Raw genomic sequence first — 18,399 nt, forward strand, 5'->3', positions numbered from 1 at the left:
GGGAGTCGCACTTTGACTCAAGCGAAACGCCAGTCCAGGAAACTGGGCTGGCGTTTTGTGGTTCTGGCGGTAGTGGTGCTCTTCCTCTTCCTGGCCTTGCTGCGCAACGTCTGGATTGATGTCTACTACATCCCGTCTGAATCGATGGAACCGCTACTGCTCACCGGCGACCGTGTGCTGGTGTCCCGCCTTGCTTTCACCAACAAACCCATTGAGCGCGGCGACGTGGTGGTCTTTGACGGCAGAGGGTCCTTCCTGCCGTTGAAATCTGGTGCAGGAGAAGTGGCAGACGGCATCGTGGGGGCCGGCCAATGGCTGGGGATGGTTCCCAACGACAATATGTATGTGAAGCGGGTGCTCGGCGTTGCTGGCGACACCGTGAAATGTTGCTCCACGGACGGATCCTTGGAAATTAATGGTGTCCCCGTTACTGAGAATTACCTGTATCCCGGGGACGAGCCCAGCGCGTTGACGTTCGAGGTGACGGTTCCGCAGGGTAAGTTGTGGCTTATGGGTGATCACCGCAATGTTTCGCTGGATTCGCGATCCCTCTTGGGAGCGCCCGGCGGAGGATTGATTTCAACCGATCGGGTGATTGGCACTCCCATCGCCACGGTGTGGCCGCTGGGGAGACTGCATCTGATTGACAACGATTCCAGCAGCGGAAAAACCAGTGGCGGCCTGCCCTAGCTCGTTTCTTAACACCCTGACTGCTTAACACCTTGACAGGGTGTGTACGCACATTTTTGACCTGACTTTGCTAAGGAAATAAACGTTGACGCAACACAGTGTGCCGGAAGAAACCGGTGAGCCGGATCCCCACGAGGGAACCGAGCCGGTCTCTTCCGACCCGCGGGTGCGGCAGGATCTACGAGCCCGTCATTTGAACTCGGGCCAGGCAGCGGAGAATGCGGATCACCGAGCGGCCGAGCCGGCCACACCCGGCCAGCGCTTCGCCCGGCAGGCGCTGGCGTGGGGCAAAGAGATTCTCACCATTGTTGTGATTGCCTTGGTTCTCTCCTTTCTCATCAAGACGTTCTTGTTTAGGGCCTTTTTCATTCCGTCGGGATCGATGGAAAACACGCTGCAAATCAATGACAGGATCTTCGTCAATCTGCTGGTGCCTGAGCCCATCGGTCTCAAGCGCGGCGACATTGTGGTCTTCAAAGACACCCAGGGATGGCTCAAAGAAGAGCCTGTTGCTAACAAACCTTCGGGTTGGCTCAATGATGTGGCCACCTTTATTGGCCTAGCACCGGACAGCTCTGAGCAGCACTTGGTCAAGCGGATCATCGGTATGCCGGGGGATAAGGTCATCTGCTGCAATAACGACGGCAAGCTGACCATCAACGGTGCCGCCATCACCGAGCCCTATCTTTTCCCGGGCGCAGCGCCGTCGGAATTCACCTTTGAGGTCACCGTTCCTGAGGGACACTTGTGGGTATTGGGCGACCACCGCAATAATTCACAGGATTCGCGCTATCACCAGAGCTTCAACAGCACCGGTTTTGTCCCCATCGCCGATGTTGAGGGCCGGGCGATTGTGATTGCCTGGCCCCTGAACAGGGTGGGAATCCTGGGCAATTACCCGGACGTTTTTGCCGACGTTCCTGATCCCAAGAGCGTCAGTGACGCGCCCCAGCCGCAGCCCACCGTCTCGACAGGTCCATAAATGGCTGCCGCCGCACCCACCCTTGAATGGGAAAAAGAACTCGCAACCCAGGGTTACCAAGCCGTGGCCGGCTGCGATGAAGTGGGCCGGGGCTCCCTCGCCGGACCCGTCAGTGTTGGCGTGGTCATCATCCATCCCGAATCCACGGTTGAGCTCCCCGGCGTCAAAGACAGCAAGCTACTGCGAGTTCCCGTCCGCGAAGCACTCGTGCCCACCATCATTGATTGGGCGGCTGCAAGTGCCGTTGGTCATGCCTCGGCGCTGGAAATTGATGCGTTGGGGTTGGTGGCAGCTCTGCGCCTCGCAGGCCAGCGCGCCATGGCCCAGGCGGCGGCCTCGGTGATCCCTGACTTTGTGATTCTCGATGGCAATCAGGACTGGCTTTCTGTCCCGCAACAAATCGGGTTGGACTTGTTCACGGTCCCAGAAGCAGAACTAGAGCAGCCCGTCGCAGCGCCGTGGCGGATTCAAACACGCATCAAGGCGGATATGACGTGCATGTCCGTTGCCGCTGCCAGCGTCTTGGCTAAGGTGGAGCGTGACGCCATCATGGCGGGCCTCGCACAGGAGTTCCCTGCGTTCGGCTGGGACTCCAATATGGGTTATGGAACGCCGGTACACAAGGCAGCAATTGCTGAACTCGGCGCCACCGACCACCATCGCAAGACCTGGCGACTCGTATAGTTTTCGCCACCCCAGCGGCCCCGTTGGGAAAGTGGGGTCCCGGTGATGGATGATGGAAGCATGAGTGCTGAGGATCTGGAAAACTACGAAACCGAGATGGAACTGCAGCTTTACCGCGAATACCGCGATGTGGTGAATCTTTTTAGCTATGTGGTGGAGACTGAACGCCGCTTCTACCTGGCCAATCACGTGGACCTGCAAGCCCGCTCGGCCGACGGCGAAGTGTATTTTGATCTGACCCTGCAGGACGCGTGGGTGTGGGATGTTTACCGCACGGCCCGCTTCGTGAAGAACGTCCGAGTCATCACCTTCAAAGATGTCAACGTCGAAGAACTCATGAAGTCCGATGACCTGCAGATCCCCAAGGATGGCCAGCTCGGCTCCTTCGGCTAAGGCTGTGCCAGCCCCGTGATCAAGGCCCAGCCCCACCTAAAAGACAAGGACGACGCCGGAACTTACCTTCCGCCGTCGTCCTTGTTTTTTGTGTTGGGCTGGCGTGGGCAATTATTTTTGGGGGAGTTGAGCGGCGTCGTAGCCGTCGCGAGCTCGCATGATGGCCGGCATGTTTTCCTTGGCCCACGTCTCCAAGGCTTGGATGGGTATGGCCAAACTGGACCCGAATTCACTGAGCTGGTAGTCCACTCGAGGTGGAATTTGGGCGTACATGGTGCGGGTGATCAGGCCGTCGCGCTCTAGGCCGCGCAGAGTTTGCGTCAACATTTTTTGGGACACACCGTCCACGCGTTTGGCCAATTCCGAGAACCGGAGCGGGCCCTGACTCAAAGCACCCACCACGAGCACACTCCAGCGGTCGCCGATTCGGTCCAGCACCGCCCGCGAAGGGCAGTTTCGATCGTAGGGGTCCCATAGCGGCTGGCTCATAGTTCTCTGTTCTCTTCTCCGCGATCCTCTTCTGCGCACCGCTGGAACACCCATTCTAGCAAATTTACTAACTGTAGGTATGTTACTCTCTTTTAGTAAGCATTGAGTGAATGCGGCTATGTAGGCCGTCTAAACGTAAGTCAGGGAGTAAGCGAATGGCAAAGATCAAGGTCCTCGGCGGAACTGGGTACGCCGGGAGCAACATTGTTCGGGAGGCAGTTAAGCGCGGTCATGAGGTGACGTCCCTGAGCCGGAATTTGCCGGCGAACCCTGTTGATGGGGCAACGTACATCACCGGTTCCGTGTTCGATTCAGAATTTTTGGCTTCCAGCGTCGTCGATGCAGATGTTGTCATTGAGACGCTTTCGCCCCGTGGTGAGCTGACGGGAAAGCTGGAAGGTGTTGTGGCGGAGCTGTTGCCGCTGGCTGCAGCGGCGGGTGCACGCCTGGGTGTCGTTGGTGGCGCAGGATCTCTGCAGGTGGCCCCCGGCGGCCCTCGCCTCATGGATGTGCCAGAGTTCCCGGCGGAGATCTTGCCGGAGTCCCAGACCGGAGCCCGACTTTTGGAGATGCTTCAGGACGCTCCCGCCGAGCTGGACTGGTTCTATGTGAGCCCTGCTGGCGGTTTTGGCGATTTTGCGCCTGGTGAGGCAACGGGTTCCTACCGTATCGGCGGCGAGGTGCTGCTCGTTGATGCAGCAGGAAATTCGAACATTTCCGGAGCCGATTTCGGGCTGGCTGTCATCGACGAGGTCGAGTCCGCGGCCCATCGCAAGCAACGCTTCTCGGTGGCCTACTAACTTTAGGGTGGCCCCGAAGCAGCATCTACGCGGCAGAATGTGCCAGTGTTCTCTTTGCCCGGTCGGAATGGTTCGGCCGGGCATTGCTGCGTCCTGGCGGAATTTAGCCAGTGTTGGAGAGGCCCTCCCTGTTCCCGCAAGGAGCAACCCGCCGTCCTGTTGAGATGAAATCGGGGCTGCTATTTCGACCACTTGATGGGAGAGCAAAGGCTAGGGGAGCGAGGGCAGCCTTAGCTCAATGTGGCCACGTCTGGGGTGCCATGCCGCGCCAAAAGCGCATCCTGGACCGTCCACGGCCAGTTCGGGGTGCTTCCAGCTACCTCCAATAGCCGTAAATGTCGACGCTGTGGGGTCTGTGCAGCCAGTTCTTGTTAGGAGATCGTTTTGGCCGGATTCATTCACTTCTATGCTGACCAGCGTTGGCTTGTCAACGGGAATCACGGATTCCAGTTGTGCTGGCGCCACTAATGCTGCAATTGCAATGGCGATAGTTGACGCGATGAATGCACGAAGAAAATTTCGGAACGCTATTTGGATCTCGTGATAAAGAGACCAATCACGCAATACCTCTACCGCCAACTTGAACTGATCGATTTGAGAGGTGTCGTTACGTGGGGGGCTATTTGGATCTTTGGGTGCTTTTGCTATTTCACCCAGTGCTTCATTGAACGTAGCTAAGTCTAAGAACCATGGGGCGGTGGCGCCTGTCCCGATCACGGCCGCAAGCTCTGACCGTTTTTCCGGGGAATTGAGGAGAGGCCCAATGTCTTGGGGTTCGACGCTGAGAACTTTAGTGCCGAAGGAAAGTATCACGGTTAGGCCGCCGAACAGGACGGCAATGCAGAGAAGGACCACGGTATGCTCGCCGATCCAAGCAGGGAGGGAGGGTGCGTCTTGAATGCTTCGGAGGACTGGAGGGCCGAGAGTCAGTATGGAGGCGACCATGGCTGTCAGCGGGACGAAGGCAGTTAACCACTTCGTTGTCTCGCGGTAAGCGGCCGTTCCGTCGGAATAGATGGACACTTTCAGCTCCTTCGGTATTCGATTCACCTGACCGCGGTTTCAAGGTAATATTCTACCTATAGAACAAGGAAGAAAGTTGGTGTATTTGGATGAAACCCTCAGAATATGGACCGATACCCATCTCTCGAATCAAGGACGAGGCTAGCCACTTGTTTGAAGCTCTTCAAGGGGGCAGGCGAGTCTCTCTAGCCCGACATGGCCGCGTTGTGGCAATCATTGAACCAGCTTCAGTCGAAAAATACGCACATGAATTAGCGGAATACGCGCTGCCCACGGACAATAAAAGACTCTTGGAGTTGACCGCTAGCGAAATCGGGCAGGGTTCACCGTCGTCATTCATTCGCCAGGCTGAAGCCGGGCACTCGAGCTGGGTAACCCGCGGCAACAAAGTTTACGGCGTGCTTAAAGCTGTCCCGGCCGCCGAAGGCTCGAGCCAAATGGTTGATATGCAGGAAGAAGCGCTCAAGCAGTTCGAACATGATCACCCTGACGCAACGGCCGCAGAGTTTGCAGAAGCTGCGGAAAGGTCGTCTTTCGAAATTCCAGAGAAGGCGGACGGGCCCGTAGCTGAGGCCGATGAGCTGATCACAGTCCTCATCGATGCTCTTCATGCTCGTGCCGTCGCACTGTACAGCTCTGGTCAGAAGCCGCAGGCCAAAGCGACGTATCAGGATATAATTTCGCGATTCGGAAACGTCCACAACACCTTGATCAGCCAGCAAGTTGCTGGCAGTATGGTCGAACTGGCCAAAATATACACCCGAGATGACAATCCTGCCGAGGCAATAGCAGTCCTTGATCTGGCTATCAGCAGGTTGCAAGAGGCTGATGCGTTCGAATCAAACTAGCTCGACTCAACCATTACCGTTGATCCTGTAGGAGCATGACGAGAGACTGTCGGAGGTGGTCATGGGGAAAGGGATCATCACCTCGTATGGCCACGACCCGCTCGGTGAATACGCGTTTCGAATTAGTACCTTTAACTCCCAGTTGCTCTCTGACGATGTTCGACAGTTACTCTCCGGCCAGGTGGTCAATGCTGAAGACGGGGTACTGGAGTTGACTACTGCGCCGGCACCTTCGTCACTGCATAGGCTCAGCGTCAGACGCCCTAACGAACCCTACGTGGTAGACATCTTCTTACGCCCGGTGGAACCGAGAGACAATGTATCCAAGCTGGATGGGCGTAGTTCCACGCCTTCGCCGGATCAATGGGGACCCATACCGAACGCCCACATCGCCCAATGGGAGCTCTTTAATTGCGTCATTCACTCCGTAAAATCGCGCGATAATTAGCAGTATTTCACTAGCCGTTGGAGCGGGAAAAAATAGAGTCCTCCGGATACTAACCCCACGCTGATTTCCACGTCGGCTTGAACCAGGCCTTTTGCTGCGGGCTCTAGGAAGAGCGAACCTCAAGAATTTTCCACAAGCTGAGCCGGCTATCGGACTAAAAATTCTGCCTTGATTCAGGCGTTGAGTCCCTCACAGGCAGTAGTCCCGGTCCAGTATCCACAATTGAGTGTTGGGACCTTTCGCTGTCCTGCCAAGCCCGCCAAGCTGGCAGTGGAGGCGGTCATGAGAACAAAGGACATACTCGGCCAGACCGGTGAACGGATGGCCGCAGATTACCTGGAAGAACACGGCATTCGGGTCATTGACAGCAATTGGCGGTGCGCCAGCGGTGAGATAGATCTGGTGGCGTTAGACGGCGGCGAACTCGTCATCGTCGAGGTTAAGACGCGCCGTTCTCGGCGATACGGTGACCCCTTAGAAGCGCTAACCCGGGCCAAACTTTTACGACTGCGCACCCTGGCGGTGCTGTGGGCCCGCGATCACCACTACGTTGTGGGATCCCTGCGCATCGACGCCATCGGGATCGTGATGGATCAATCTGGCCCACCCTCAATAGACCATCTCAAGGGGGTGGCCTGATGGGTATGGGCCGAGCCCTCGCTGTGGCGCTGGTGGGGCTCAATGGGCACGTCATTGAGGTCGAGGCGGACATTGGTCAAACGCTGCCCAATTTCATACTGTTGGGACTCCCTGATGCTTCGTTAAATGAGGCCCGCGAGCGGATCCGTTCAGCGGCACAGAACTCTGGAATACCCTTGAGCAGGCGCAAGATCACCGTCAATCTGGTGCCGGCATCGCTACCCAAAAAAGGATCAGCTTTCGACTTGGCCATCGTGATGGCAGCGCTCAATGCGGCCGGAGATCTGCGCGGAACCGGGGGCACGGTGTTCATTGCCGAGTTGGGTCTGGATGGGCGGTTGCGCCCCGTCCGCGGAGTGCTGCCAGCCGTCCTAGCGGCGCTGTCGGCAGGCTGCCAGGAATTCGTTGTGGCCACCGCCAACTTGGCCGAGGCACAACTGGTTAAGGGCGCCAAAGTTCGCGGCTATGACAATTTGGCTCAAGTCGCCTTCGCCTTCGACGCGGACCCTAAAAATCTCCGCGGTGTTGGGGGCGGATGGGCCGGAGGCAGCGCCAAGGACAAGGCCGGACGGGCTGGGGCCACGAAGCAACAACAGGTGGATCTGGCTGAAGTAGCGGGCCAGCCGGTGGCTCGTGTGGCCTTAGAGATTGCGGCGGCCGGTGGCCACCACCTCATGATGGTGGGACCGCCGGGCTCAGGCAAAACGATGCTGGCCGAACGCCTGCCCGGGCTGCTGCCCGATCTCAGCGATGCCGAGGCCATGGAGGTCACCGCCATTCACTCGCTGGATCATCGTGGCGAGGCTCTCATGGAACTTGTTCGACGCCCTCCGTATGAGCGCCCGCACCACTCTGCCAGTACAGCAGCGATCATTGGTGGGGGCAGCGGGATTCCCCGTCCGGGCGCGGCCACTCGCGCTCACCGGGGTGTTCTATTTTTGGACGAGGCTCCTGAATTCGATAAGCGTGTGCTGGATGCGCTGCGCCAGCCCTTGGAGAGCGGTGAGCTGGTCTTGCATCGTTCAGCCGGAACAGCATCTTATCCTGCACGGTTCCAGCTTGTCATGGCAGCCAACCCTTGCCCTTGCGGGAAAGCCACCGGCAAAGGCATTAATTGCCAATGCACGCCTATGGCCCGGCGCCGTTATTTTGGCCGACTCTCAGGTCCCTTGCTGGACCGGGTCGACATCCAGCTGCAAGTGACCAAGGTGCAGTTGTCACAACTGGCTGATTCGCAGCCACGGGAATCCAGTCAACAGGTTGCTCAACGAGTACAGCTTGCCCGCGACATTGCTGCTGAGCGGCTGAAGCCATGGTCCTTGGTTCACAATGCGGATGTGACCGGACAGGTGCTGCGCGGGCCCTTGCGGTTGGGTAGGCACGACACCGCGCTTTTAGACAAGGCCATGGGAACGGGGGTCCTGAGTGCCCGCGGCTATGACCGCGTGCTGCGCCTAGCATGGACGGTCGCCGATCTCCAAGGACGAGAACGGCCGGGCAGCGAAGACGTTGGCTTGGCGTTGACACTGCGGCAACGAGGAGAAATACCATGACTGACATCGAGGCAACGGATGAGCCCACTGAACAGGACCGTACGGGCCGCGCTCTGCGGATTGCTCGGGCCGCATTGACCCGGCTCATGGAGCCATCGGATTTACCGGGTTTGGCACTGGTCCAGGTGCTTGGTCCCGAAGAGGCACTGTCCTTGATTCGCAGCAATGATTCCTCCAATGCCCGGGTTGAACAACTCGTCACAGAGGTTCTGAACGCGGCGGGGACAGAACGATGGTCCGGCCTTGCAGACGTGCTGGCACGGTGGCGTCCACGTCTGGCTGATGTGGCGCCCGAACGCGATCTAGCCAGTCTGGCCAGAATGAACGGCCGGCTACTTATCCCAGAAGACCCGTCCTGGCCCACCGCTCTTGACGATCTGGAATTGGCGGCGCCTCTCGCCCTATGGTGCAGAGGAAACCTTGCGCTGATACCTCCCCAGGAGCAATGCATAGCCGTGGTTGGTTCGCGGGACAACACCAGCTACGGCGCAAATGTCAGTGTCGAAATTGCCAGTTCGTTGGTACAGCGGGACTTCACCGTGATCAGCGGTGGCGCCTACGGCATTGACGCTCACGCCCACAGGGGTGCCCTGAGTTCATCGCTAGGGCTCACAGGTCAGCTGAGCCCACCACGGCACCGTCAAAGCGGTGGTGTGGGCAGCGGCCCTGACCCCAGCGATCGTGTGCCGCCAACTATTGCGGTCATGGCCGGGGGAGTGGACAGGTTTTATCCTTCGGGAAACGAGGACCTGTTGCGGACCATTGCCGAGCAGGGGCTTGTTATCGCCGAAGTTCCGCCAGGAACGAACCCTACACGTTATAGATTTTTACAACGCAACCGCCTTATCGCAGCGCTCTGTTCGGTGACGGTAGTGGTCGAAGCTCGCTGGCGCTCAGGCGCTTTGAATACTGCACATCATGCTGAGGGGCTGAGCAGGCTGGTGGGGGCCGTGCCAGGATCGGTGTACTCGGCCAACTCTGCTGGTTGTCATCGGTTGCTCAAGGAAGGCTCGGCTGTGTGTGTCACTGATGCTGGGGATATCGCAGAATTGGCCGGCGGCATGGGTGAGCACCTCACGGCTGAACCCCACGTCGAAGCTGCCCTGCATGACGGGCTGGGAACCTCAGACCTGCTGCTCATGGATGCTTTGCCGCTGCGAACAAGCACCACCGTTGAAAAGCTGTGTGTTGTCGCGGGGCTGAGTGCCTCAACGGTGCTGGCAGGTTTGGGGCGGTTGGAAGCTCTCGGTGTGGCAGAACGGTTTGCCGGCGGCTGGAAGCGCAGCAGTCGAAAGTGACGGAGTAGGAGCTGAAAGACTATGAACGTTCGTCGCGGGAACTGCAGACGGAGACTGCCAGTCACCGTTTGTAGGGCCTTCAATACGGAGCTGTAACGATGGCCCGCGGAGAACAGACAAAACCCTTTGGCGGTGGCATTATGAGCCTATGAGCATCAACGCGGAGCAGCCTGTCCCCGCCCGCCGCCGGCATCACACCCGGGGGAAGATTCTGCTTGTTGTGCTGGCCCTCTTTCTGGCTGCAGCTCTGGGCAGCCTGGCGTTCGTCGCCAATCTGGCCCACACCTACGATCAGCAGACCCAAAAGATCCCCCACGCCTTTCCGGACGAGACGGTGCGGCCGGTAAAAGTTACTCAGGGTCCGGCCGCGGAGGCTGTAAACATCTTGCTGCTGGGCAGTGATAGCCGCGGCGATTCCCTCGATTTAGCTGAAGGTGGCGCTGCATCCAATCAACGCTCGGACACCATGATGTGGCTGCACGTACCGGCCGATCGTAAACACCTCTACTTGATGTCGATCATGCGCGATACCTGGGTAGATATCCCGGGCGTCGGACAAGCCAAAATCAATGCGGCCATGGCCTACGGCGGTGTTCCGCTAGTGGTCCAGACTCTTGAAGGACTCTTCAAAAGCAGAATTGACCACGTTGCCATTGTTGACTTCGAGGGCTTTAAAGCAATCACCGATTCACTGGGCGGAGTGCAGGTCAACGTACCGCTGGACTTCACTACGCTGCACGGAAACTACACCTTCAAAGCCGGTCCTCAGAAACTCAACGGTGACCAGGCCTTGGCGTTCGTCCGCGAACGCTACGCCTTCATCGATGGAGACTACCAACGGGTCAAGGATCAGCAGATCTTTCTCAGGGCCATGTTGAACGGTGTTCTTTCGGCATCGACGCTGACAAACCCGTTGAAGCTGACGGATTTGGTGAATAAGATCTCGCCCTATGTCAGTGTGGATGCCGGCCTGGATTCTGGCACCATCGGTGCCTTGGCTCTGAGCCTGAACGGTATTCGCGGCTCTGATGTCATCACCTTCACCTTGCCTACGTTAGGCACAGGGACCAGTGTGGATGGCCAATCTATAGTCAACCGAGACGACTCAGCGATAGCAGCCATCGGCCAGGCCCTAGGCAATGACACCCTCGGGGCCTACCTCCAATCTGCGGGTCTAGGCTGAGCTGCGGCGGGGCAACTTGCTACAGGCGCCCTGCTGGCGCAGAGTGAGTATGTGGATTCAGAAGAACGCGCAGCATTGCCTCCGGCCCTCGCCGACGCGGCTGCTGCCTTTGAGCGGTACCTACGGTTGGAACGAGGGCGTTCGGAACACACAGTCCGGGCGTACCTTGGAGATCTAGATGCTTTGCTGATCCATGCTGTTGCCGAAGGCAGCACCTCGGTGGCCGATCTTGAGCTGGGATCGCTGCGGCGTTGGCTCGGCGAGCAGAGCAACGCAGGTCTGGCTCGCTCGACCCTTGCCCGGCGTGCGGCAACGGCACGCAGCTTTACGGCGTGGGCCTTGCGCGAAGAAATTATTACGGTGGATCCGTCCCTGCGCCTTAAGGCCCCCCAGCGTGAAAAGAAATTGCCCGCCGTACTGCAGCAGCAACAAGTCCAACGGCTGTTGGATGAGCTCATCGCTGCAGCGCAAACTCGGGATCCCGTAGCGATCAGGGATCTGGCCATCGTTGAGCTTCTCTACGCCACAGGTATTCGTGTCGGGGAACTGGCTGGATTGGACGTGGCCGACATCAACCGTGAACGTCGCACCCTAAAAGTATTGGGCAAGGGGAACAAAGAACGGACCGTTCCCTTTGGGGTTCCGGCCGATCGCGCCCTAGGAGACTGGCTGGACTTTGGCCGCGGAACCCTGCTCAAGCCAGGTGCCGGGGCTGCCCTGTTTTTGGGCAAACGCGGTGGCCGTATCGACCAGCGGGCTGTGCGAACAGTCGTCGACAGACTGCTGCAGGCCATGGGCGATACTTCTGCAACAGGTCCACACACGCTGCGCCATTCAGCTGCCACGCATCTTCTAGATGGTGGTGCCGACTTGAGGGCAGTGCAAGAAATCTTGGGTCATACGTCCTTGGCCACCACGCAGCTTTACACCCATGTTTCGGTGGAACGGCTGCGCGATAGCTACCGCACAGCACACCCGCGGGCCTGAGCACGGAAAGGCTCAATTCATTACGGTGGCGTAATCCGTCCAGCTACGGCACAATGAGTAGAAGTAAAAGCCATACAATCGAAATAGAAGCATGAAGCGGGTCAAAAGCCCGGACAACATGGGCCAGCTCAAACAGGTTCCGCGCACTAAAAGTTCCACTTTCAAGAAGCAAGAAGGTCGTTGGGGAAGACGTACCTACTGCTATGGAGGATGGAATGAAGGTCGTATCAACGCGCGGTGTTTTGTTCGTGCACTCAGCCCCGGCTGTCATGTGCCCGCATATTGAATCATCCATCGCATCAGTGATGGAACAGCGCTCGGACTTGCAGTGGACTGCACAGCCCGCAGCGCCAAACGTGCTGCGCACGGAAATCAGTTGGCAGGGTCCTGCCGGAACCGGTGCCCGGTTGGCTTCGGCTCTGCGCGGCTGGGCCAATGTCCGCTACGAAGTCACAGAGGATCCCAGCCCCGGCGTGGACGGTTCACGCTGGTCCCACACCCCGGAATTGGGTATCTTCCACGCCGTCACGGACGTCCACGGCAACATCATGGTTTCGGAGGACCGGATCCGTTACGCCTACGAATCAGGCAAGGGTGATCCCTCGATGGTCTACCAAGAGCTCTCGCTGGCCTTGGGCGAGGCTTGGGATGAGGAACTGGAGCCGTTCCGTCACGCCGCGGCAGGCGCCCCTGTCCGCTGGCTGCACCACGTAGGCTAAGCAGTTTCTCGTCTGCCTAGCCGTGTTGGCATGGACATCCTCCCCATTGCAGGACATTGGCATTGCCGGACATTAGCTACGAGGCGCTTCTAGAAACGTACTCAAAGTGATGCAACAACGACGCCGGCGCTCACCTGAAAAGGTGAGCGCCGGCGTCGTTGTTTAATAGTTTGAGACGGAGCGGCCTAGGCCATTTCCACCTTGGGGCCGGTGCTACGGATAGCCACAACTGCGTTGTGCCCACCGAAACCGAAGGAGTTGTTCAGTGCCATGATCTCGCCCTCGGGCAGCTCACGCGGGGTGCCGGTGACAACGTCCAAGGGGATTTCCGGATCCTGGTTCTCCAGGTTGATGGTCACCGGTGCAACGCGGTGGTAGACGGCCAGAACCGTCAGTACCGACTCGACAGCGCCTGAGGCACCCAGGAGGTGACCCATCTGTGACTTCGTGGCAGAAACACACACGTTGTCCACATGATCACCCAGGGCCGCTTTAAGCGCGGTGTACTCCGGCTTGTCGCCCACCGGGGTGGAGGTTGCGTGGGCGTTGACGTGCACAACGTCCTCGGGCAGGGCCCGGGCGTCATACAAGGCGGCCTTCAACGCACGCGTTGCGCCAAGACCCTGGGGGTCCGGAGCAGTGATGTGGTAAGCGTCGGCGGTCACCGCGGTGCCAGCCAGTTCGCCGTAGATACGGGCGCCGCGGGCAATGGCGTGCTCTTCGGCTTCCAGCACCAGAGCGCCAGCACCTTCACCCATGACGAAGCCGTCGCGGCTGATGTCGTACGGCCGTGAAGCCGTCTCGGGGGAGTCATTGCGCTTGGACAATGCCTGCATGGCCGCGAAGGAGGCCAAGGGCATGGGGTGGATGGCGGCTTCAGCGCCACCAGCCATGACAACATCGGCCTTGCCTGAGCGGATCAGCTCAAGGGCAATGTGCAGCGCCTCGGTACCTGAGGCGCAGGCGGAAACAGGGGTGTGAGCACCGGCGCGGGCACCGAGGTCCAGACTGACAGCGGCGGCCGGGCCGTTGGGCATGAGCATGGGAACGGTCATGGGCAGAACCCGGCGGGGTCCCTTTTCGCGCAGGGTATCCCAGGCGTCCAGAAGGGTCCAGACACCGCCGATGCCGGTGGCGAAGGCGACGGCGAGGCGGTCGTGATCGACCTCTTCAATGCCGGAGTCCTTCCAGGCTTCACGGGCAGCCACAACAGCGAACTGTGTTGAGGGGTCCATGCGCTTGGCCTCGACACGGCTCAGTACTTCAGTGGCAGGAGTTGAGGCCTTGGCGGCGAAGTGAACGGGTAGATTGTACTTTTCCACCCAATCGTCGGTCAGGGTGTGGGCGCCGGAGACACCCTTGAGGGCGTTCTTCCACATGGTCGGGACGTCGCCGCCAATGGGTGTGGTGGCACCCAAGCCGGTGATGACTACTTTGCGGGCCATGGTTCAACTCTCTACAAAAGTTTCAGGGGAGGGAAGTGAAAGGTGTTGTGGTTGGCCGGGCACTCTATCGGGATCCGGCCAACCACAAGGACCAGTGCCGCTTGCGCGGACGGGTCTGCAGGGAAGCTATTTAGCCTGTGCGCCTGCGATGAAGCTGACAGCGTCGCCAACGGTCTTGAGGTTCTTGACTTCCTCGTCCGGGATCTTCACATCGAACTTCTCTTCAGCGTTGACAACAATGGTCATCATGGAGATGGAGTCGATGTCCAAGTCATCCGTGAAGGACTTGTCCAGCTCTACAGCCTCGGGGGCCAAGCCAGTCTCTTCGTTGACGATTTCGGCCAAACCGGCCAGGATTTCTTCGTTGCTAGCCATTGATGGCTCCTTTTCTTGTTTTTGCTGTGATCAAGGACTTGACCTTCAGGCATATTGATCACCCCTCACATGAGGGGGACGTGTTCTTAGGGTAGGCGCACCACTTGGGCGCCAAACACCAGTCCGGCACCAAAACCGATCTGCAGCGAAAGTTTACCGGAGAGCTCCGGGTTCTCTGCCAGCAGACGGTGTGTTGCCAAAGGAATCGATGCGGCCGAGGTGTTGCCCGCGTCGGCAATGTCGCGGCCGATGATGACGTGCTCGGGCAATTTCAGTTGCTTGGCCAGCTCATCGATGATGCGCATATTCGCCTGGTGCGGGACAAAGGCGCCCAGATCATCGGCGGTGATGCCGGCGTCCACGAGGGCCTTCTTGGCCATCTTGGCCATCTCCCACACGGCCCAGCGGAACACTGTCTGGCCGTCCTGGCGCAGCGTGGGCCACAGGGTGGAGTGGGCCTCATCAGCAGCGGCGAGGGCAACGCCGTCGCCCTTCATGGCCTGCTCACTGAAGTCACGAATATCCAGCTGCGAGTGGGTCATGCCGATGGTGTCCCACTTGCTGCCGTCCGAGCCCCAGACCGAGGGGCTGATGCCGGGCTCGTCCGAGGGGCCAATGACCACGGCGCCGGCGCCGTCGCCGAGCAGGAAGGAGATGGTGCGCTCGTGGTTGTCGATCACGTCGGAGAGCTTTTCTACCCCAATGACCAAGACATAGTCAGCAGCGCCGGAGCGGACCAAGGCGTCGGCCTGGGCGATGCCGTAGCAGTAGCCTGCGCAGGCGGCGGAGATGTCGTAGGCAGGTGCCGGGGATGCTCCGAGCTTGTCGGCGATCAAGGCAGCGGCCGACGGCGTTGCGTACGGGTGCGTCACCGTCGAGACCAGCACGGCACCAATCTGGGACGGCTCAATGCCGGCCTTCTCGATGGCCTCGGCGCCAGCGGAAACAGCCATGTCCACCACGGAGACATCCTTGGGGGCGCGGTGGCGGGTGATGATGCCGGTGCGCTGCTGGATCCACTCATCGGAGGAATCGATCCACTGGCACACGTCCTCGTTGGTGACGATCACGGAGGGGCGGTATGCGCCAATGCCCATGATCTGTGCCCCGGGACGGGTGGCGTTCTGCTTCAGAGTTGGGGTGCTCACAGTGTTCCTGCTTCCGGTGAAAGGTGTGCTGCCAGCAGTTCCCGGGCAGCTTGGAGATCGTCTGGCGTTTTGACGGCCACGGTGGTGATGCCGGGGATGCCGCGCTTGGCCAGCCCGGTCAGGGTACCGGCCGGGGCCAGTTCAATCAGCCCGGTGACGCCCATGGCGGACATGGTTTCCATGCACAGATCCCAGCGAACGGGGCGCGATACCTGGGCGATCAACGAGGCAAGTGCCGCTTCCCCGGAAGGAACGGCGCCGCCGTCGTAATTGGAGAGCAGGGCCACCTTCGGTGTGTGCGTGGTCAGCGACGGGGCAAGAGCCTGGAGCGCCGAGACGGCCGGGGCCATGTGGTGCGTGTGGAACGCACCGGCAACCTGCAGCGGAATGACACGGGCCTTGGCAGGCGGAGCAGCCACCAAGGCGGCGATCTGCTCCAGCGTGCCGGCGGCCACGGTCTGGCCCTTGGAGTTCATATTGGCGGCTGTCAGCCCAGCGGATTCAATCGCGGCGATGACCTCATCGGGGTCTCCGCCAACCACTGCGGCCATGCCGGTGGGGGTGGCGGCTGCGGCGTCTGCCATGCGGTTGGCGCGTTCGCGCACAAAAGCCATGGCATCTGCGTTGGAGAGCGTGCCTGTGAGAGCAGCAGCGGTAATCTCGCCCACGGAGTGGCCAGCTACCAGAATTTTTCCGGGGACCAGGGCCGCGGTGGCGTCATCGCCCAACAGGGCCTGAGCTGTGATGAGCCCGGCAGCCACGATGAGGGGCTGGGCGACGGCGGTGTCCTTGATGGTTTCGGCATCAGAGGTGGTTCCATGGGCCAGCAAATCAATGCCCGCAGCCTCACTCAAAGAAGCGAGTTGCTCATGGACACCGGGGCGTTCCAGCCATGGCGAAAGGAATCCTGGGGATTGGGAGCCCTGACCCGGGCAGACTATTGCAAGCACATTAACCAGCTTTCCAAACTTAACAGTATTTACAGGGTGTTTTCCTACACCAAGCTCTTCGGCACAATTTGTAGGAAGTCTACAATGCTCACCGTGGACATGGGGTTTTCTTTACACCTCTTGGTGGGGTGTGGACAGGACGCTGGGGCAGCTAAATTATTTGAACCTTTGGATCGGCAGGGTCAACAGGATCGTTTGTGGCCCGAGGGGTGCCAGATTTCGTGGCTGGCTGCTTCGCGGTGGCGGCCTTGACGGCGGCTTGTGTGGGGGCTTTTGTCGGTGTTGCCAGCCTCCCCACGATCAGCGCCGTTTGCAGCACAAACGCTTCGCGGGGAATGAGTGGATCCCAGCCCGTCACATCGCACACTCGGCGAAGCCGGTACCGGACGGTGTTGGAATGCACAAAAAGTTCACGAGCAGCCGCTTCCAGAGAGTGACCTCCTTGCAGATAACTACTGAGTGTTTCCACGAGCCCATTGGAGGCCGCCACGAGGGGACGGTAAATATTGCTCATGAGGGCTCGGCGGGCCGATTCGTCGCCGCCGATGACACGTTCTGGCAGCAGGTCATCTGCTGATACCGGCCGCGGGGCGGAGGACCAGCCCTTGGCGACGGAAATGCCGGCAAAGGCAGCCTTGGCGCACGCTGTGGCGTCGGCCAAGGTTGTTGCCAGCGGACCGTACACCACCGGCCCCGGGGCAAAAAGATCGCTCAGGCGCACATAAGCCGATTCCGGGTCCTTCACGTTGCCCAGGACCAAGATCAATTTATCGCCCTGGATGCCCACCATGACATCCTCGGCGAAGCGTCCGGCGGCCCGCCGCAAGGTGGCTAGGAACATCGCGTTGGTCTCCGAGGGCGCCGGCCCCACCATGATGGTGAAGCGCCCGAGCGAGGTCCAGCCCAGCGCGGAGATGCGTGACTGCAGGGCATCGGTGTTCTCCCCACGCAGGATCCCGTCAACCGCGAGAGCTTCTAGCCGGGTATCCCAGGCTCCACGATTTTCTGCTGCTCGAGCGTAGACATCGGCGGCAGCAAAAGCCACCTCCCGGGAGTAACGAAGTACAGCTTCGCGCAGGGCAACCTGCTCTTCGGGTGCGGCCAGTTCAGGAACCTTGTCTTCCACCACCTGAACCACGGTGCGGATCAGCTGCAAGGCTCGCTGGAGGCTGATGGAGCGGGTCAGTTCGGTGGGCGCCGTGCCGAAAACATCCGATAGGACCCAACTCGGTGATGAGGGGTGTTCATACCAGGAGACGAAGGCGGTGATGCCGTTTTGAGCCACCAGGCCAAGCGAGGAGCGTTCATCGGCGCTGAGTCGCTGGTACCACGGCAGCGTATTTTCAAGTTCTCGTCGCATCATGTTGGACAAGGTGCCAACGTTGGCCCGCAACCGTTCCAGCGTCCCGGAGGAGTCAGCAGTTCGGGCCTGGACGGGGCTGGCCTGGACGGGCGGGGTAGGTGCACTGCCGGACTCCTGGGTGGACTCCTGGGCGGATGGGCGTGTGCCCGCCGAATTTTTAGCTGCCATATCTCGAGGATATGTCTTTATGTCCTTGAGGGGAATTTGTGTGAACCCAACAAGACACGGTCCCTAAGGAAAAGCGCTCAAGCCCATGGAGCTACGGGTTAACGCTAGAAGGGCGGTTGGAGGCTCGCTCTGCCCAAGCTCAGAGCAAGGCTCAGAGCATCTCTGCCACCGTAGTGGCCAGCTCTGTACCAACGGCGGTGACCGCCAAGTTCCA

General features: G+C 59.6%; 19 protein-coding genes. 12 read left to right on the forward strand and 7 right to left on the reverse strand.

The annotated features are described in order from the left end of the window. The first annotated feature begins 12 nt into the window (after positions 1–12). The 4 genes from lepB (AB0P14_RS06480) to AB0P14_RS06495 all read left to right on the forward strand — a co-directional run bounded on the left by lepB (AB0P14_RS06480) (position 13) and on the right by AB0P14_RS06495 (position 2,749). The gene (gene lepB / locus AB0P14_RS06480) at positions 13–690 is read left to right on the forward strand and encodes a signal peptidase I (RefSeq protein ID WP_363839269.1); all 678 of its coding nucleotides are present in this window, start codon (positions 13–15) and stop codon (positions 688–690) included. A gap of 277 nt (positions 691–967) precedes the next feature. Next, complete coding sequence (lepB, locus tag AB0P14_RS06485; protein WP_363839390.1) at positions 968–1,672, forward strand: signal peptidase I; 705 nt, start codon at positions 968–970, stop codon at positions 1,670–1,672. Beyond that, positions 1,673–2,356, forward strand: coding sequence for a ribonuclease HII (locus AB0P14_RS06490; RefSeq protein ID WP_363839272.1), 684 nt, complete (start codon positions 1,673–1,675; stop codon positions 2,354–2,356). Between the two features lie 60 nt (positions 2,357–2,416). Beyond that, the gene (locus AB0P14_RS06495) at positions 2,417–2,749 is read left to right on the forward strand and encodes a DUF2469 domain-containing protein (RefSeq protein WP_363839276.1); all 333 of its coding nucleotides are present in this window, start codon (positions 2,417–2,419) and stop codon (positions 2,747–2,749) included. Positions 2,750–2,860: 111 nt separating this feature from the next. On the opposite strand, the gene AB0P14_RS06500 is transcribed toward AB0P14_RS06495, so the two are convergent. Beyond that, a complete protein-coding gene (locus AB0P14_RS06500; RefSeq protein ID WP_363839279.1) occupies positions 2,861–3,238 on the reverse strand; it encodes a helix-turn-helix domain-containing protein in 378 nt (125 codons plus the stop codon). Between the two features lie 155 nt (positions 3,239–3,393). Between AB0P14_RS06500 and AB0P14_RS06505 the strand changes: the two genes are divergently transcribed. Continuing rightward, complete coding sequence (locus tag AB0P14_RS06505) at positions 3,394–4,038, forward strand: NAD(P)H-binding protein (RefSeq protein WP_363839282.1); 645 nt, start codon at positions 3,394–3,396, stop codon at positions 4,036–4,038. Between the two features lie 210 nt (positions 4,039–4,248). Here the strand turns inward: AB0P14_RS06505 and AB0P14_RS06510 are convergent, their stop codons facing one another. Then, on the reverse strand, positions 4,249–5,061 hold the full coding sequence (locus AB0P14_RS06510; protein ID WP_363839285.1) for a hypothetical protein: 813 nt from the start codon (positions 5,059–5,061) through the stop codon (positions 4,249–4,251). Between the two features lie 206 nt (positions 5,062–5,267). Between AB0P14_RS06510 and AB0P14_RS06515 the strand changes: the two genes are divergently transcribed. The 7 genes from AB0P14_RS06515 (at position 5,268) to AB0P14_RS06545 (ending at position 12,736) form a co-directional block, all read left to right on the forward strand. After that, entirely contained in the window at positions 5,268–5,909 is a 642-nt protein-coding gene (locus AB0P14_RS06515; protein ID WP_363839288.1) for a hypothetical protein, read from the forward strand. A gap of 730 nt (positions 5,910–6,639) precedes the next feature. Next, positions 6,640–6,996, forward strand: a complete 357-nt coding sequence (locus tag AB0P14_RS06520) for a YraN family protein (RefSeq protein WP_363839291.1) — start codon at positions 6,640–6,642, stop codon at positions 6,994–6,996. After that, on the forward strand, positions 6,996–8,549 hold the full coding sequence (locus AB0P14_RS06525; protein WP_363839294.1) for a YifB family Mg chelatase-like AAA ATPase: 1,554 nt from the start codon (positions 6,996–6,998) through the stop codon (positions 8,547–8,549). Before AB0P14_RS06520 ends, AB0P14_RS06525 begins: the two co-directional genes overlap by 1 nt. Further along, on the forward strand, positions 8,546–9,847 hold the full coding sequence (locus tag AB0P14_RS06530; RefSeq protein ID WP_363839297.1) for a DNA-processing protein DprA: 1,302 nt from the start codon (positions 8,546–8,548) through the stop codon (positions 9,845–9,847). Before AB0P14_RS06525 ends, AB0P14_RS06530 begins: the two co-directional genes overlap by 4 nt. Before the next feature lie 148 nt (positions 9,848–9,995). After that, a complete protein-coding gene (locus AB0P14_RS06535; RefSeq protein ID WP_363839299.1) occupies positions 9,996–11,030 on the forward strand; it encodes an LCP family protein in 1,035 nt (344 codons plus the stop codon). Positions 11,031–11,081: 51 nt separating this feature from the next. Then, on the forward strand, positions 11,082–12,017 hold the full coding sequence (locus tag AB0P14_RS06540; protein ID WP_363839302.1) for a tyrosine recombinase XerC: 936 nt from the start codon (positions 11,082–11,084) through the stop codon (positions 12,015–12,017). A 215-nt stretch (positions 12,018–12,232) separates the two neighbouring features. Further along, positions 12,233–12,736: a DUF3145 domain-containing protein gene (locus AB0P14_RS06545; protein ID WP_363839305.1), complete on the forward strand. Its 504-nt coding sequence runs from the start codon at positions 12,233–12,235 to the stop codon at positions 12,734–12,736. A 185-nt stretch (positions 12,737–12,921) separates the two neighbouring features. On the opposite strand, the gene fabF is transcribed toward AB0P14_RS06545, so the two are convergent. The 5 genes from fabF to AB0P14_RS06570 form a co-directional block, all read right to left on the reverse strand. Next, entirely contained in the window at positions 12,922–14,181 is a 1,260-nt protein-coding gene (gene fabF, locus AB0P14_RS06550; RefSeq protein WP_363839308.1) for a beta-ketoacyl-ACP synthase II, read from the reverse strand. A gap of 126 nt (positions 14,182–14,307) precedes the next feature. Continuing rightward, positions 14,308–14,556 carry an acyl carrier protein gene (locus tag AB0P14_RS06555; protein WP_363839311.1) on the reverse strand — a complete coding sequence of 83 codons (249 nt, stop codon included), beginning with the start codon at positions 14,554–14,556 and terminating at the stop codon, positions 14,308–14,310. Positions 14,557–14,642: 86 nt separating this feature from the next. Next, positions 14,643–15,653: a beta-ketoacyl-ACP synthase III gene (locus AB0P14_RS06560; protein ID WP_363839393.1), complete on the reverse strand. Its 1,011-nt coding sequence runs from the start codon at positions 15,651–15,653 to the stop codon at positions 14,643–14,645. A gap of 47 nt (positions 15,654–15,700) precedes the next feature. Continuing rightward, positions 15,701–16,654, reverse strand: a complete 954-nt coding sequence (locus AB0P14_RS06565) for an ACP S-malonyltransferase (protein WP_363839314.1) — start codon at positions 16,652–16,654, stop codon at positions 15,701–15,703. Positions 16,655–16,805: 151 nt separating this feature from the next. Next, positions 16,806–18,185, reverse strand: a complete 1,380-nt coding sequence (locus AB0P14_RS06570) for a helix-turn-helix domain-containing protein (protein WP_363839316.1) — start codon at positions 18,183–18,185, stop codon at positions 16,806–16,808. Positions 18,186–18,399 lie beyond the last annotated feature (214 nt).

The organism is Specibacter sp. NPDC078709 (assembly GCF_040686795.1).
GTDB lineage: Bacteria > Actinomycetota > Actinomycetes > Actinomycetales > Micrococcaceae > Specibacter.